9 protein-coding genes are annotated in these 13,566 nt (G+C 39.7%); 4 read left to right on the forward strand and 5 right to left on the reverse strand.

The window, feature by feature from the left end; genetic code table 11:
* Nucleotides 1–88 precede the first annotated feature (88 nt).
* Together CCS02_RS11760 and CCS02_RS11765 are read right to left on the reverse strand one after the other, a co-directional pair.
* Nucleotides 89–1,312: a GGDEF domain-containing protein gene (locus CCS02_RS11760; RefSeq protein ID WP_100636650.1), complete on the reverse strand. Its 1,224-nt coding sequence runs from the start codon at nt 1,310–1,312 to the stop codon at nt 89–91.
* A gap of 202 nt (nt 1,313–1,514) precedes the next feature.
* Nucleotides 1,515–3,128: a methyl-accepting chemotaxis protein gene (locus CCS02_RS11765; protein WP_100636651.1), complete on the reverse strand. Its 1,614-nt coding sequence runs from the start codon at nt 3,126–3,128 to the stop codon at nt 1,515–1,517.
* Nucleotides 3,129–3,411: 283 nt separating this feature from the next.
* Here CCS02_RS11765 and CCS02_RS11770 point away from each other — a divergent pair, with 283 nt between their 5' ends.
* Nucleotides 3,412–4,608 (forward strand): sugar transporter, encoded by a 1,197-nt coding sequence (locus CCS02_RS11770; protein ID WP_100636652.1) that lies wholly within the window; start codon nt 3,412–3,414, stop codon nt 4,606–4,608.
* A 61-nt stretch (nt 4,609–4,669) separates the two neighbouring features.
* On the opposite strand, the gene CCS02_RS11775 is transcribed toward CCS02_RS11770, so the two are convergent.
* The gene (locus CCS02_RS11775) at nt 4,670–6,340 is read right to left on the reverse strand and encodes a GGDEF domain-containing protein (protein ID WP_100636653.1); all 1,671 of its coding nucleotides are present in this window, start codon (nt 6,338–6,340) and stop codon (nt 4,670–4,672) included.
* Between the two features lie 2 nt (nt 6,341–6,342).
* A complete protein-coding gene (locus CCS02_RS11780; RefSeq protein ID WP_100636654.1) occupies nt 6,343–7,863 on the reverse strand; it encodes a bifunctional metallophosphatase/5'-nucleotidase in 1,521 nt (506 codons plus the stop codon).
* A 301-nt stretch (nt 7,864–8,164) separates the two neighbouring features.
* On the opposite strand from CCS02_RS11780, the gene CCS02_RS11785 reads away from it, so the two are divergent.
* Together CCS02_RS11785 and CCS02_RS11790 are read left to right on the forward strand one after the other, a co-directional pair.
* The gene (locus CCS02_RS11785; RefSeq protein WP_100636655.1) at nt 8,165–9,523 is read left to right on the forward strand and encodes a GGDEF domain-containing protein; all 1,359 of its coding nucleotides are present in this window, start codon (nt 8,165–8,167) and stop codon (nt 9,521–9,523) included.
* 41 nt (nt 9,524–9,564) lie between these two features.
* The gene (locus CCS02_RS11790) at nt 9,565–10,923 is read left to right on the forward strand and encodes a GGDEF domain-containing protein (RefSeq protein ID WP_100636656.1); all 1,359 of its coding nucleotides are present in this window, start codon (nt 9,565–9,567) and stop codon (nt 10,921–10,923) included.
* Here the strand turns inward: CCS02_RS11790 and CCS02_RS11795 are convergent.
* Entirely contained in the window at nt 10,920–12,041 is a 1,122-nt protein-coding gene (locus CCS02_RS11795) for a DNA alkylation repair protein (protein WP_100636657.1), read from the reverse strand. The genes CCS02_RS11790 and CCS02_RS11795 overlap by 4 nt on opposite strands.
* 275 nt (nt 12,042–12,316) lie before the next feature.
* Here CCS02_RS11795 and CCS02_RS11800 point away from each other — a divergent pair, with 275 nt between their 5' ends.
* Nucleotides 12,317–13,564, forward strand: coding sequence for a malonyl-CoA decarboxylase (locus CCS02_RS11800; protein WP_100636658.1), 1,248 nt, complete (start codon nt 12,317–12,319; stop codon nt 13,562–13,564).
* The last annotated feature ends 2 nt before the right edge of the window (nt 13,565–13,566 follow it).

Consider the following 13,566-nt stretch of genomic DNA (forward strand, 5'->3'; position numbering starts at 1 on the left):
GGGACTGCCAATGATTACTTCGCTATAGACAGACGGGAATGGAAATCGTTCCCGTTTAAGGTTGTGTTTTTAATAAATTTTCTATGTATTACTGAAATACCGGACAAACACAATTTCTACCGTCTGATTTTGCTTCGTACAATGCCTTGTCTACCATATCGAGAGCGTTTTCTAGGTCTGTAGTTGGGTCTAATTCAATAACACCTGCAGACAGTGTAATGTGTACTGATTGTTGATTGATTAAGAAGGTATGAGTCGCCATGCCTTTACATAATCTCTCTGCGGTTTTTAGTGCGTTTTGTATATCGGTATCTCGCATTAAAATATAAAACTCTTCGCCACCAACACGAAACAAAGTGTCTGAGGAGCGTAATTGGCTTTGTAACCAGTTAGCGATTAATTGCAGTGCTTGATCGCCTCCACCATGACCAAATTTGTCGTTGATTTTCTTGAAAAAATCTACGTCTAACGTCATTAAGCTAAGTTTTTTCTCTGAGTGTTTTCGTTTATCGAACTCGTCGTGAATGATGAGATTAAACTCTCTACGATTTGACGTTCCAGTTAAGGGGTCTGTACGAGTGGCTTTATCTAATTGGCGTATTAATTGATTACGCTCAGTAACGTCCAGCATGACGCCAACTTGTCCTAAGGCTGTACCATTTGATTTAGTGAAAACGGCTTTATTGAACTCCATTTCATGGAGGGAACCGTCGGAAAATCGTACTTCCGCCTCATAACACTGCGTGCCGCCTTTGGCTAATAATTGGCAATCAGCTTTATAATAAGTGTCTGCGAGGTGTTTTGGCGCTACATCATATACAGAATGACCAATGACTTTTTCACGAGAAAAACCAAGGGATTGACAAAATGCCGTGTTGCAGCCTCGATAAATATGCAAATGGTCTTTGAAAAAAATAGGTACGGGAATCGCATCTATGATGACTTGTAACACGTCATTTTCAGTTTGATTGGAAGGGTTTAAAGTAAAACTTGAGAGTTCAGATATTATCCACGCAGCGAGATGTTCGTCATCACGTGCAAAACAGTTTGCTGCTCCTCTTTGTATCCATGTAACGCTTCGTTCTAAGCTCCATTCGTCGACGATAACTATGGTCTTTCTGGATGCTAAAAGAGGCCAATCAGATGCTTTTATATCTTTTTCTGCAAGTAATGCGACAGATAGAACAGGTGACTGATCAATACTTTGTACAGCTTGCCATTCGACGGCTTGCCCACAAGTCAATAATAGTGTGTCTAGTTGCGTCTTCCATGATGCTAGTTGAGGTGAAAAATATAAAATAGAAGGCGTCATTGGTACTCATAGCGGTTTATTTATTAATCAACATCGTCTCATAGGTGAGGGGGGAATTCTGTAAAAAAATGTAGGAATTTTAAGAACCTATGTGCGGATCTTGTGGTGTTGTCGTAACAAAGAAAGGTAGAAGTTACAGCCATGAAAAGCGCCTAACCATTTAATAAATGGATAGACGCATAGAGGATTAAGGTGGTTGGTATTAAAGCTTAAAGAAGCTTAATTGCTGCTGCACGTCGACACTGCTTTGAGCCATGTTAAGACCTGAACGTTTGGCCATTTCTGCACTTTGTTTTGTTAAGCTTTGCACAGAGTGCATTTTCTTGGTGATGTCTTCAGATACTTGCGTTTGCTCTTCTATGGATTGAGCAATGTGTTGAGCTTGCGCTGAAATTCGTTCAATGCCTGTTAAAATGTTGCCTGTGAGTTCGTTGGTTTTTTCGACTTGTTCTCTAGACGAGTCGACTAGTTTTAAGCTGATCTCCATACGATTGACCGCCTGCCCACTGGCAGTACTAAGTTGAGCTAAAAGTGTTTCAATTTCATTTACGCTATCTTGTGAACGTTGCGCTAGAGTTCGAACTTCGTCTGCAACAACGGCGAATCCTCGGCCTTGTTCGCCTGCACGAGCTGCTTCTATCGCAGCGTTCAGGGCAAGTAAATTGGTTTGCTCTGCGATACTACGAATAACATCTAAGATGGTTTCTATATTGGTTGTTTCTTGGCGTAGTTGAGTAACAACAGTTCCTGTTTCTTTTAAGGAGCCAACCAGCTGATTTATTGCGTCTAAGGTTCCGTTTGCTGTGGTTAAACTGTTTTGTGCCACAGTGCGAATGTTATTGGCGGCGTCGGCTGATTGTTGAGTGTTGTCAGCAATGGTGCGGTTATTAGCGGACATCTGATCTAGTGCCACAACCACTTGAGTGGTGTTGTCCATAATGTGAACAGAATATTCGCTTACCTCTTGGTTTACCTTTAATACTTCTTGGCTATTTTCATTTACTTTGTTTACCGAACTAAGAACACCAGCAATGACAGAGCGTAGATTTTTCGCAGAGGTATTAATGGCATTACCAAGTTCAGCAATTTCATCGCTTCCTGACACTTGAACTGGCTTATTAAGGTGGCCTTGTGCCATATTTTGTGCGGCGTTACGAACTGCCAAAATACCACGTACTATGTTGTTGGATATTAAATAGCTAAGTGTTATGGAGATAACCAGTGCGATTAAGATAGAAATCCAAAAGCCGATTTCAATTTCTGCAACAAGACTTTCCGTTTGTTTTTTTGCTTCAATGACTTCGGTGTTTGTCTTGTCTGTTAGAAGCGCGAAGTATGTCATCAGGTCATTGTATGAGCCGATGAAAGCAGAAAATACGGGGAAGGGCGCTTTGTTATCGGCCGAATTTTCCATCGCGCTGACGAAAGCTTTTGTTTTACTTTGAAAATTATTAAGCAGTGTTTGTAGCTTTCTAGATTCGTCGGATTTATCAGAAAGGCCTTTGTTAAGCTCATTAATAAGAGACGGTGTTGTGTTGTAGCTTTTTGAGATAGCTTCTAAATAACCTGGGATTTGCTGGTCGAGTGATAGTAGATAAGCAATCTGTAACCCTCGGACATTGAGGACGATATTAACCTGTGCTTCTTTCACTCGCTCTAAATTGAGCGAAACATTGTGGTTTTCTTCATAGAATCGGTCAAAGCGAGTTGCTAATTCTGTACTTTTTGCTTTTATTAAACTTAATGCCACCAAAAATATAATGATGATAGATAAAATGAGGGTGATGAATTTCGCTTTTACGGATAAATTGTTCATGTCGGTTCCTTCAACGTTGATAGATTATCTCGCGTGATCTTGGTGCTGTTTTTTTGCGTTATTTTGGTGCGTAGTTTGTATGGCATTTTCCATAAAAAATCAAAGTAATTCTTCTTAAAGAAAAATTATTTGGTAAGGGAGAAGGGGATGTTTAGACTTTCTAAATTGATCAGAGCTAGCATTAAGATAACTATCAATAAACATCCATATTTCACTATTCCGTTATGCTTAAAAAAGTGGACAATAGCGGTCTTTCTTGTCGCTCTCATTCCTGCAGGTCATCATGATATCAATTCCTTCTACTGAGGATACGGCTTCTCGCCGTGTTCAATACTTGCGCGTTTTTGTGCTGGGCTTCAGTGCTTTTATTTTTAACACCACAGAATTTGTTCCTGTGGGGTTGTTGTCGGATATTGCGCAAAGCTTTTCGATTCCGCCTGCACAGGTTGGTTGGATGCTGACTGTCTATGCGTGGATTGTGGCGCTTATGTCACTGCCAATGATGTTATTGACGCGTAAGCTAGAGCGTAAGACGTTATTGCTAGGTCTGTTTGCCTTGTTTATTGCCAGTCATATTTTGACGGTCGTGGCGTGGAACTTTACGACGTTGTTGGTGAGCCGTATCGGAATTGCGTTTGCCCATGCGGTGTTTTGGTCGATTACCGCTTCTATTGCGATTCGTGTTGCTCCGCAAGGAAAACATACCTTTGCGCTGAGTGTACTGGCAACGGGGACTGGACTGGCGATGGTGCTTGGCGTGCCTGCAGGCCGTATCATTGGTCAGCTTTTAGGATGGCGTACGACGTTTGCTGTTATTGCGATCATCGCATTAATTATCATGTTAGCCATGTATCGCTTGTTGCCCAATTTGCCTAGCTTGTTTTCGGGTTCTCTTAGTAAGGTACCAGAAGTGCTTCGTAATAAAGTATTGCTAAGCATGTATTTATTTATCTTTATAATTTTTTCTGCTCATTACACGGCTTACAGCTACATAGAGCCCTTCTTAAAAGAGATCGGTTCAGCCAGTGGTCAATTCACCACGTTGGTATTATTGCTGTTTGGTATGGCGGGGATTGTCGGAAGTGTGCTGTTTAGCTACTTTGGTGAAAGAGCGAATACTTTGATGTTAGTTTCTAGTGTCGTCATCGCATCATTGTGTATGAGTGCATTGTACTTTGTCGCACCAAGTGGCTCTTTGCTGATTACCAGCGTTTTGTTGTGGGGTGCGTCGCTGATGATTATTGGCTTGAGCATGCAGATACGAGTGCTGAAAGTAGACGATACTGCCGCTGATATTATTATGTCTTTGTATTCTGGCATTATAAATTTGGGTATCGGTGCGGGTGCTTTGATTGGTAATCAGGTTATTCAATTTGTTGGCTTGGGGAGTGTCGGTTTCACTGGTGCTATTTTAGGTGTTTGTGCTCTAGCGGTGATTGTGACGCTACTAAAACGTATTGGTAAGCCTACCGCAGTATAGAATTTTATCTATGAGTGTTGTTAAGTACAGATACGAAAGTGTATCTGTACTTAGTTTAAATTCAGTTAATATTATCGATATGCGTTGCTTGATCCCGGCCTTGGGCTTTTGAATGGTAAAGTGCAATATCAGCATTTTTCATTAACGTGTCGGTGTCAGTTTTTCCGTTTTTTACTCTAGTTACAATACCTATACTTACCGTGATGGCATCTGCTATCTTGCTTGTTTTATGCTCTATGTTTATTAACTCAATTACTTGTTTCATTTGCTGGGCAATTTCTTCCGCTTGTTTTGCGCTTTTATTTGGAAGGATGACAACAAACTCTTCTCCGCCATAGCGGGCGAGCAAATCGGTTTCTTTGTTAATTATACTTTCTAGTGACGAGGCAATTTTCTGTAATGCTTCATCACCGCTAATATGTCCATATGTGTCATTATATTGTTTAAAATAGTCGACATCTATTAGCAGGATGGACAGGTCGTACCTGCTACTTTTGTCTGATGACAGTTCAACTAACAAGCGCTGATCAAACGCCCGTCTGTTAGCTATATTGGTCAAACTGTCTGTGAGAGACAGGCTCTCCAAGCGGCGTGTTTGCGTATTAATCGTGTTTGAGAACTCATCAAAAGCCTGAAATAACTCATCAATCTCATCCCTATTTGAAGGAAGGTTGTGTGAGCCTTTGGTCATTAGGTTAATTTTTTGAGTTAAGGTTCGTAAGCGCTTAACCGCATAACTATAAAGTCCTAATGTCGCAATGATCATTGTGGATAATAAAATAAAACCACAAATGAACCATATTTTCTGTGTTGTCATCCCTTGTGCCAGTGAGGCTATTTTGCCGTTTAAATTATTATATTCAACAAGGGACTGTTGGTTTGTTATGTTGCTGTAGTCGCTGATCATATTATGGATGAAATGCTCGCGCCCGCGAGTTCTACCGATAATTCGAAGATAATTTGCCTGTTGTTCTGCAAGATTTTCAGGATCTGAAAGGATGCATCTAAGATCAGTATTAATCTGTTCAACTTGTTTTTTTAATGGGGCAGCAAGGTTTGTCGAAACCACATCCATGTTCTGTAAGTTGAGTTCGAGTAAACGATGTATTTCTTGTAAATCGCTTAATCGTTCAGTGTTTTCTATTTTATAGGCAAATGAGAGTGTTTGTAATAAAGCAATCTGCCATTGCATAAAATACGTTTGCTCCAATGGCAAGATATTAGTGGGTGGGTTTATTTGATCTGCTTCAATTTTCAGATCCCATATTTTTTTCAAGTTAACTTTTATTTTATAGGCTAGGTCTAGTTTCTGATCAATTAAGACGTTGAGGTGCTCGGTTTCTTCCTGAGTGGTTTTGAGCAACATAATGACAGTTTGGTTATCGGTTATTTTGCTGGTTTCTTTTTCTAGTGCTTTGAGCTTTTCTGTTACCTCTAATTCGGCAATTCTTCTTTCTGCCGGTGTTGTTGCGGAGGTTAAGGACTCAAGTGCAGACATCAATTCACCTGATTTTAACGCGCTTCTAGTGGCATTATTCATCGCTGGAATAGTATTGAGAGTTAAGTCATTAAGTATGGATTTAGTTTGCTCTAACCTAGTTTGCAATACATACCCAACGCTAACAAAAAGCAATAACCCGATAACTAGTAATATGCCCAGTTGTTTTACTAAGCTTAATCGCCGATTGTTACTTGTCTTTGAAATAGGGGAAAATAGCGGTTTGTTGTTCATGTTTAATTTTCTACCGCTAGATTTTTTAATCGACCATCAATTTTAGGAGCAATGACTTTTTTCTGGTGAATTTCAACGCTCATGATGTCTGATAGGGTTAAGCTGTTGGTTTGTTTATAAGTCAGTGCTTTGCTGTTTTTAAACATAGTAAATCCATCGCCACCATTTATTAGATAGTCGAGCGAGACAACTTTATAGATTTGTTTTGGTTGTAGCGGTTGTTTGTTTAATGTAACAGAAATCAGGCGTTTGCCTATGGGGCGTGACGAGTCATAAGTTACTTTAATTCCAGCGACTTGTAAAAACTGGCCACTTTGTGATTCTAATTTGCTGAGGCCATGCTCTAGTGCGTCCATTATTTGTTGCCCGGTTGCTTCTATTAACTGGAGGGTATTGCGATAGGGTAGCATGGCACGAATGTCTCTTACTGTAAGAGGCGACCCTGCTTGGAGTATTTTTTCACTTCGTAATGTACCGCTATTTATAAGAGCAATTTGAGCATCGGTAAAATCTTTTAATGTATCTGTAACCAAATTGGCAAAGCCGTTTTCAGAAGTACGCAGTACTTTTCGTTGTAAATTAATTTGTGTGTCGGTTTTACCTATTACTTCGTTTAATAATGAGTTGAGTCTATTATCGTATTCTTCTTCCAACTGCAATACTTTAGGTTTTGCAGGAAGAGAAGTTAGATCAACACTGATCTCTTCGATGACCAAACTATCGTGAGGGTGATCTGGTTGCCAGGTAAGTTGAATAACCGCAGCGTCACTCTTTTTTGCCAGCACAAGATTATTTGGATGTCGTGGGGAATTTAAATAAGTATTAGAGTGGAAGTTTTGATCCTCAAAAAGAGCAAGATCAATGATGCCTTGTTCCAATAGTTGGTTAATAACAGGAGAAAAAGTGGAGTAATGTAAAACAATTAAATCTACATTTTGCTTCCTAAGTAATTTAGCTATTTCCAAGACTGCTTGTAGTGGCGGTGTAATTACTAGTCTTTTTGTTGGGTACTTTTCGGTAACGATTGGGTCTAGTATGGAAATGAACCCTAGTTTCACCCCACCTTGTTTTAGCAAAGTATAGGCTTCAATGCCTTCTGGTGATTGCTTGGAGATAGGGTCATATAAGTTGCTTGATACGATTGGAAAAGCGGCTTCATAGGTACGTAATATCAGCTCATCTTCTTGATAGCTAAATTCCCGTTTTGAAACTCCCATAGCATTAGGTTCGAGGCTATTAAGTACATCAATAATATGGGCGCCCCTGTCCATAGAGGATAGCATGCTTGGTCCTAAGCTTTCGCCACCGAAAATGAAAAACGTACTGGTACTTTTTTCTCTATAATCATCAATAAGAGTTGCTAACTGAGCATAGCTGCCATTTTCTGCATCGTTAATTGTCGACATTTCAGCATCAAAAATAATGGTCGCTTGTTTCTCTGCAAAAGCACTGTTTTGAGCAAAAAAAGTCAGAAGAGTAAGTAGTTTTACAATAGTCAGATAGCGCATTTTGAATGTGTTCATCCATTAGTCTTATTGTTGTTTCATTATTGATAAATATTTTATAGATCGACCTTGCTTAAAGTTAACCTGTTTAGTTGTGCTATTTTCTGATTTTTACATAACAGATCGTGCATGTCGTCATCAAAAAAGTGTTTTATGATCACTTTTAAACACTAAAGTAGTTAAGCCCTTTCAAAAACTTAGGTTTTATATCCTAACTTTTACAGTATCTAACTATGTTAATATTTAAGTTCATTGTTTGGATTGATTTTTATGCTTTATATCCTAGCTTTAGTTGTACAACACTTATCAAGAACCCTCTATGTTTAATTGGTTAAATGTCTCTATGACACGAAAAATAAGCAGCCTGTCTTTTGTTCTCTTATCGTTTCTCTTTGTGGTGATTCTTTATTCAACGTATCAGACACAAAAAATCTACAAAGAAATGCAAGAGGTCGCGGAGATTGATATTCCACTTTCCGAAGTCATTGCTGATATAGAAATTTTGCAGCTTAAACAGCATTTATTGATGGAGGGAATTCGTCTACAAGGCGATACTTTTTTTGCTGATGAAGTATCACAGACCAAAAGTGTCAAAGGCTTTGATGAGTTTAGTCAGCTGCTATCTGCACAGCTTGATAAGAGTATTAGCATACTTCATACAGGCATGATATTCGGCAGCATTCGTATCAAAGTAGAAGAACATCAATCCTTGATTCAGCAGATTAGTGTGTTACATAGCCATAGAGTAGGTTTCGAAAACTTGTTCTCTCGGTTTTTGAACAAAGGCGAAGAGCATTATTCGGTATCGTGGGCTGAGCTAGAAAAACAAGATAATTTATTAGATTCTCAAGCCGATGAGTTGCTTGTGAATATTGACCAACTCACGATGAAGGTCGCCGCGACAGTAGAAAAACAAGAACGTGATTTTATGGTTGTGAATGCCATACTCGGTTTTTCTGCCTTTGCTATTGGCGGCTATTTAACCCTTTATACGATTTTGTCTTTTCGTCAGAAGGTGGGTTCGTTGCGTGGTCAGATAGAGTCTTTGCATCGTTCTATTTCTCCTGATGAGAGTAGCGATGCTACTCGCAATAAAGGTTCTGATGAATTGGATCAGTTGGAAAAAGATTTAAAGATTCTGATGGCACGTTTCTCGTTGGAAAAAGATAATCGTGACGAAGTTGAAACTCAGCTGATTGAGTTAGCCACACGAGACAAGCTAACTGGTGCATTTAATCGTCACAAATGGGACGAACAAATCAAAGATGAACTGGCGCTTGCCAATCGCGGTCATCATTTTAGTTTGATTTTGCTAGATGTTGATCATTTTAAGAAAATCAACGATGCCCATGGGCATGACGTTGGTGATAATGTACTCAAATTACTGGTTAATACCTTGCGAAAACGTCTACGTGAAACAGACATGTTGTTCAGAATCGGCGGTGAGGAATTTGCTGTATTACTAAGAGATACAAATTGTGAAGATGCTGGAGTATTGGCTGAACAGTTACGCAAGAAGATTGAAACTTTGAATGAAGATGGCATGCCAGCATTTACCATCAGTTTAGGCGTGACTGATTATCAAGATTTTGATGATCAGAGTCGTATCGTAAAACGCGCCGATATCTTACTCTATGAGGCCAAAGGTGCTGGACGAAATCGAGTTATGATCGGCTAACTTTTAGCTTTATTTATGCAACATTTATCAAGAAGCTTTATATGTTTAATTGGTTAAATATATCTATGACGCGAAAAATTAGCAGTTTGTCGTTTATTCTTTTGTCATTTTTATTTGTCGTGATTTTTTATTCTGCTTACCAATCTCAGCGTATTTATAAAGAAATGCATGAGGTAGCAGAAATTGATGTACCGCTCTCTGAAGTAATGGCAGACATCGAAATGTTGCAGCTTAAGCAGCATTTATTGATGGAGAGTATTCGCCAACAAGGTGATGCTTTTTTTGCTAATAAATCCATGCAAGCGAAAAGCGTAAAAGGTTTTGATGAATTTAGCGAACAGCTTGCCGCTCAGTTGGATAAGTCTACGGAAATACTACACACTGGGCTTGGTTTCGGTAGCGTAAGAATTAAATTACTTGATCATAAGGCTTTAATTGAACAAATTAACCTTCTGCACCAACATCGAATGAGCTTTGATCGTCTTGTAGATGATTTTCTAGAGCAGGACAAACAAGGGTTTTCAACATCTTGGCAAATATTAGAACAGCAGGATAAAGATTTAGATGCCCAGGCTGATGAGATGCTCAGAAAAATTGACCAATTAACCATGAATGTTTCGGCAACGGTTGAAAGTCAAGAACGTCATTTTGTGATTATGAATGCTATTTTGGGTGTATCTGCTTTTGGTATTGGTACTTATCTAACCTTATATATCATCATTACTTTTCGTAAACGAATTTGGTCACTACGTGGGCAGATAGAGTCATTGCATCGTTCAATTGTTATCGAACATGACAATACCTCGCTAAGCTACAAAGGCTTAGATGAACTTGACGAATTAGAAACAGACTTAAAGGCATTAGTAGGGCAGTTTTCGAAAGAAATGAGTAATCGACATAAAGTCGAAACTCAGTTGATTGAGCTAGCAACACGAGATAAGTTGACTGGTACGTTTAATCGCCACAAATGGGACGAGCAAATTAAAGATGAACTTGCGCTGGCGAACCGTGGCCATCATTTTAGTTTAATCTTGTTAGATGTCGATCATTTTAAAAAAATCAACGATGGCTTTGGTCATGATGTCGGAGATAATGTGCTCAAATTACTGGTTAACACGTTGCGAAAACGCCTGCGTGAAACCGATGTATTGTTTAGAATTGGTGGTGAAGAATTTGCCATATTACTAAGAGATACTAACCTCAAAGATGCTGGTGTATTGGCAGAGCAGCTACGCAAGAAGATTGACCTTCTGAATGAAAATGGTATGCCTCCATTCACCATTAGCTTGGGAGTGACCGATTACCAAGATTTTGATGATCAGACTCGGATTGTAAAACGCGCCGATATTTTACTGTATGAGGCTAAAGGCGCAGGACGTAATCGAGTAGTTGTTGGTTAGTCTATTGATAAAAAGAAACTATTTTTGGCAATGGATTGACCATTAACAAGAATCTCTACCTCATGCAGGCCGTCATAATACACTCGGGTGGTGATGGCTTTGAAAGGGTGTTTCTTACTCATGGATAGACTTTTTCCAGCCAGTAAAGTGGCTTTCTTCCACTTAAATACCTTGGGTGTTGTTTTACCATTCTTCTTTTGGTGATGAATGACATAATCGATCATTAAGCTTTGATCTCCCTCGTTGGTTGATTCGACTAACAGTGAAAATTCCAAATTGCCGTTCAATTTCACCTGCTCTTCATGGATTTCCAACTTAATACTGCCTAACTTTGGTTTGCCATAACCGAATACTTCTAGTGCCTTCTGGTTACCTTGTTTTAATAAGGTTCTACAAGCATGGCGAATCAGCTTCTGACGGTTTATATCCGCGCCTTGCATCCATTTTTTGGCGATATCTGCTACAAGGTCAGGGTGATCCTTGGCAATGTCGTTGAGATTATTCGCAACTGAGCGACGTACGTATTCTTCTGGATCGTCTTTAAGCGCTTCAAGTAATTCAATTACGGGTGTTGGATTCTGAATAAAACTCGGTAACTGCATGGCCCAAGGCAAGCGTGGTCGAGTACCTTCTGAAATTAAACGTCGTACATGCTTGTTGTCATCTTTGAGCCAGTTTTTGAGGGTATTAAGCGTTTCTTCTGGAGAGGCCAGTAAGAAAAAACGAATGCTAAATTCGGAGGTAAAACGACGCGTCATGGCATTTAACAAAATCATGGATAGATCATGATGCGCAAGGCCATGCATGCCCACGTAATCGCCCATTGGCATAATCGCCCAGCCAGAAATACCGTCACTCTCAGTTGCTGGTTTTTCTTTTGCTTCTGGTGCCAAGGCTGCGAGTAAAATTTGCCCTGCGTGTTCGAAATCATCCGGCAAATAACGGCTCATGGCTGCGGTGATTTGTTGTGAGCGGGCCTTTAGTTCTAACTCTTCAAGTTGATCGCATGCCGCGTCAACAAAACCTTGTTTATCGAAGTCTTTCCAATGGCGCTGAAAATGTTTCGCTATCTCGTTAATAACATTGTGATTGAAGAGGTTTTTAAAAGGTTCTGTCATGCGTTGATCTTCCTGAGTAATGGGCAACAGCGTAACCTTATCATCGCTTAATGTCAGTTCTTGTCAGCAGAAAAATAGCTTAGTTTAATTGAATATTGTTTCAATGAATCATAAAGATACGTTTGTTTGCTTTGCTTAAATGGCAAGGATATTATCTCAAAACTCTTCTTTTTAGGTGTCTTCATAAAGATTAGTATCCTTAAGCTTCACTTCGTCAATGGTGACGGTGAATCTTATAAGAATGGAATCGAATAAAAATAACGAGAGCTAATTATATGAATTTTTTTACAGAGCTGTTTTCTTCTGTTTTTGATCGCCGTTATCGCAAAGCACGATCGAATGAAGAGGATAATCGAACAGTAAAAGCCATGTGTCAGGATTTACTTACTCGTCATGGTGAAGTATCTGGTGGCGCATTAGCGAGAAATATCCTCGATCGTTATGATCAAATGTCCAGCGATGAAAAACGTGAATTATTTGAATTTATGACTCACGGTTTAGAAGTGGTTACTGATGAAGTGATTACCGCTTTGACGGAATATCAAAAGCAACCAAGCAAGCAGACTTATAAGGCCTTTGCCTCTGCTTGTGAGCCAAGACGACAAGAGCTGATTCGTCGCTTTAATCAAGTTCCTGGCGCTACGCCAAAATTGGTAAAAATGCGTGAAGACTTATTAAAAGCCACTAAAGAAGATGCCTCATTAGGGATTTTAGACGTAGATTTTAACCATCTATTCACTTCCTGGTTTAATCGTGGCTTTTTGGTGCTACGCCCAATTAATTGGGACAGTCCTGCCAGTATTTTGGAAAAAATCATAGCTTATGAAGCTGTGCACGCCATCGATAGCTGGGATGATTTACGCCAACGTTTAAAGCCTTCAGATCGTCGTTGTTATGGCTTTTTTCATCCTTCTATGGCGGACGACCCATTAATTTTTGTTGAGGTCGCATTAACCAAAGGCACTGCGAGCTCCATACAATCTTTGTTGACGACCGATCGAGAAATAATTGAAGCTGACGAAGCTGACACCGCAGTTTTCTATTCTATTTCTAACTGCCAGCCTGGATTAGCGGGAATATCGTTTGGTAATTTCCTCATCAAACAAGTTGCTGCAAACCTTGCTAGAGACTTGGATAATCTAAATACCTTTGTGACCCTGTCACCTATTCCAGGTTTGGCTAAGTGGGCTAATAGCGCTGGAATGGGGTCTTTAGGGAAGGGGAAAGACCAAGCTTTAGCTGCATATTATCTGCTGAATGCTAAGCGTCCTGATGGTAAACCTTTAGACCCTGTTACGCGTTTTCATCTCGGTAATGGTGCGATGATTCAAGCTGTGCATGCCGATGCTGATATCTCGAAAAATGGTTTGAAACAGTCAAATGGTGCCATGGTGAATTATTTATACGACTTATCTCAGGTTTCAAAAAATCACGAACAGTTCGTCACGGAACAAAAAGTAGTGGCATCGGATGCGGTACATGCGTTAAGTGCTTCTATCGCGACTAGAAAAAAAGGAGAATAACA

Source organism: Marinomonas sp. ef1, from assembly GCF_002806845.1.
GTDB classification, from domain to species: Bacteria; Pseudomonadota; Gammaproteobacteria; order Pseudomonadales; family Marinomonadaceae; genus Marinomonas; species Marinomonas polaris.

Coding starts and splice junctions, on each gene's coding strand:
- CCS02_RS11760 (WP_100636650.1), bottom strand. CDS start 1,312: ATGACGCCTTCTATTTTATATTTTTCACCTCAACTAGCATCATGGAAG.
- CCS02_RS11765 (WP_100636651.1), bottom strand. CDS start 3,128: ATGAACAATTTATCCGTAAAAGCGAAATTCATCACCCTCATTTTATCT.
- CCS02_RS11770 (WP_100636652.1), top strand. CDS start 3,412: ATGATATCAATTCCTTCTACTGAGGATACGGCTTCTCGCCGTGTTCAA.
- CCS02_RS11775 (WP_100636653.1), bottom strand. CDS start 6,340: ATGAACAACAAACCGCTATTTTCCCCTATTTCAAAGACAAGTAACAAT.
- CCS02_RS11780 (WP_100636654.1), bottom strand. CDS start 7,863: ATGAACACATTCAAAATGCGCTATCTGACTATTGTAAAACTACTTACT.
- CCS02_RS11785 (WP_100636655.1), top strand. CDS start 8,165: ATGTTTAATTGGTTAAATGTCTCTATGACACGAAAAATAAGCAGCCTG.
- CCS02_RS11790 (WP_100636656.1), top strand. CDS start 9,565: ATGTTTAATTGGTTAAATATATCTATGACGCGAAAAATTAGCAGTTTG.
- CCS02_RS11795 (WP_100636657.1), bottom strand. CDS start 12,041: ATGACAGAACCTTTTAAAAACCTCTTCAATCACAATGTTATTAACGAG.
- CCS02_RS11800 (WP_100636658.1), top strand. CDS start 12,317: ATGAATTTTTTTACAGAGCTGTTTTCTTCTGTTTTTGATCGCCGTTAT.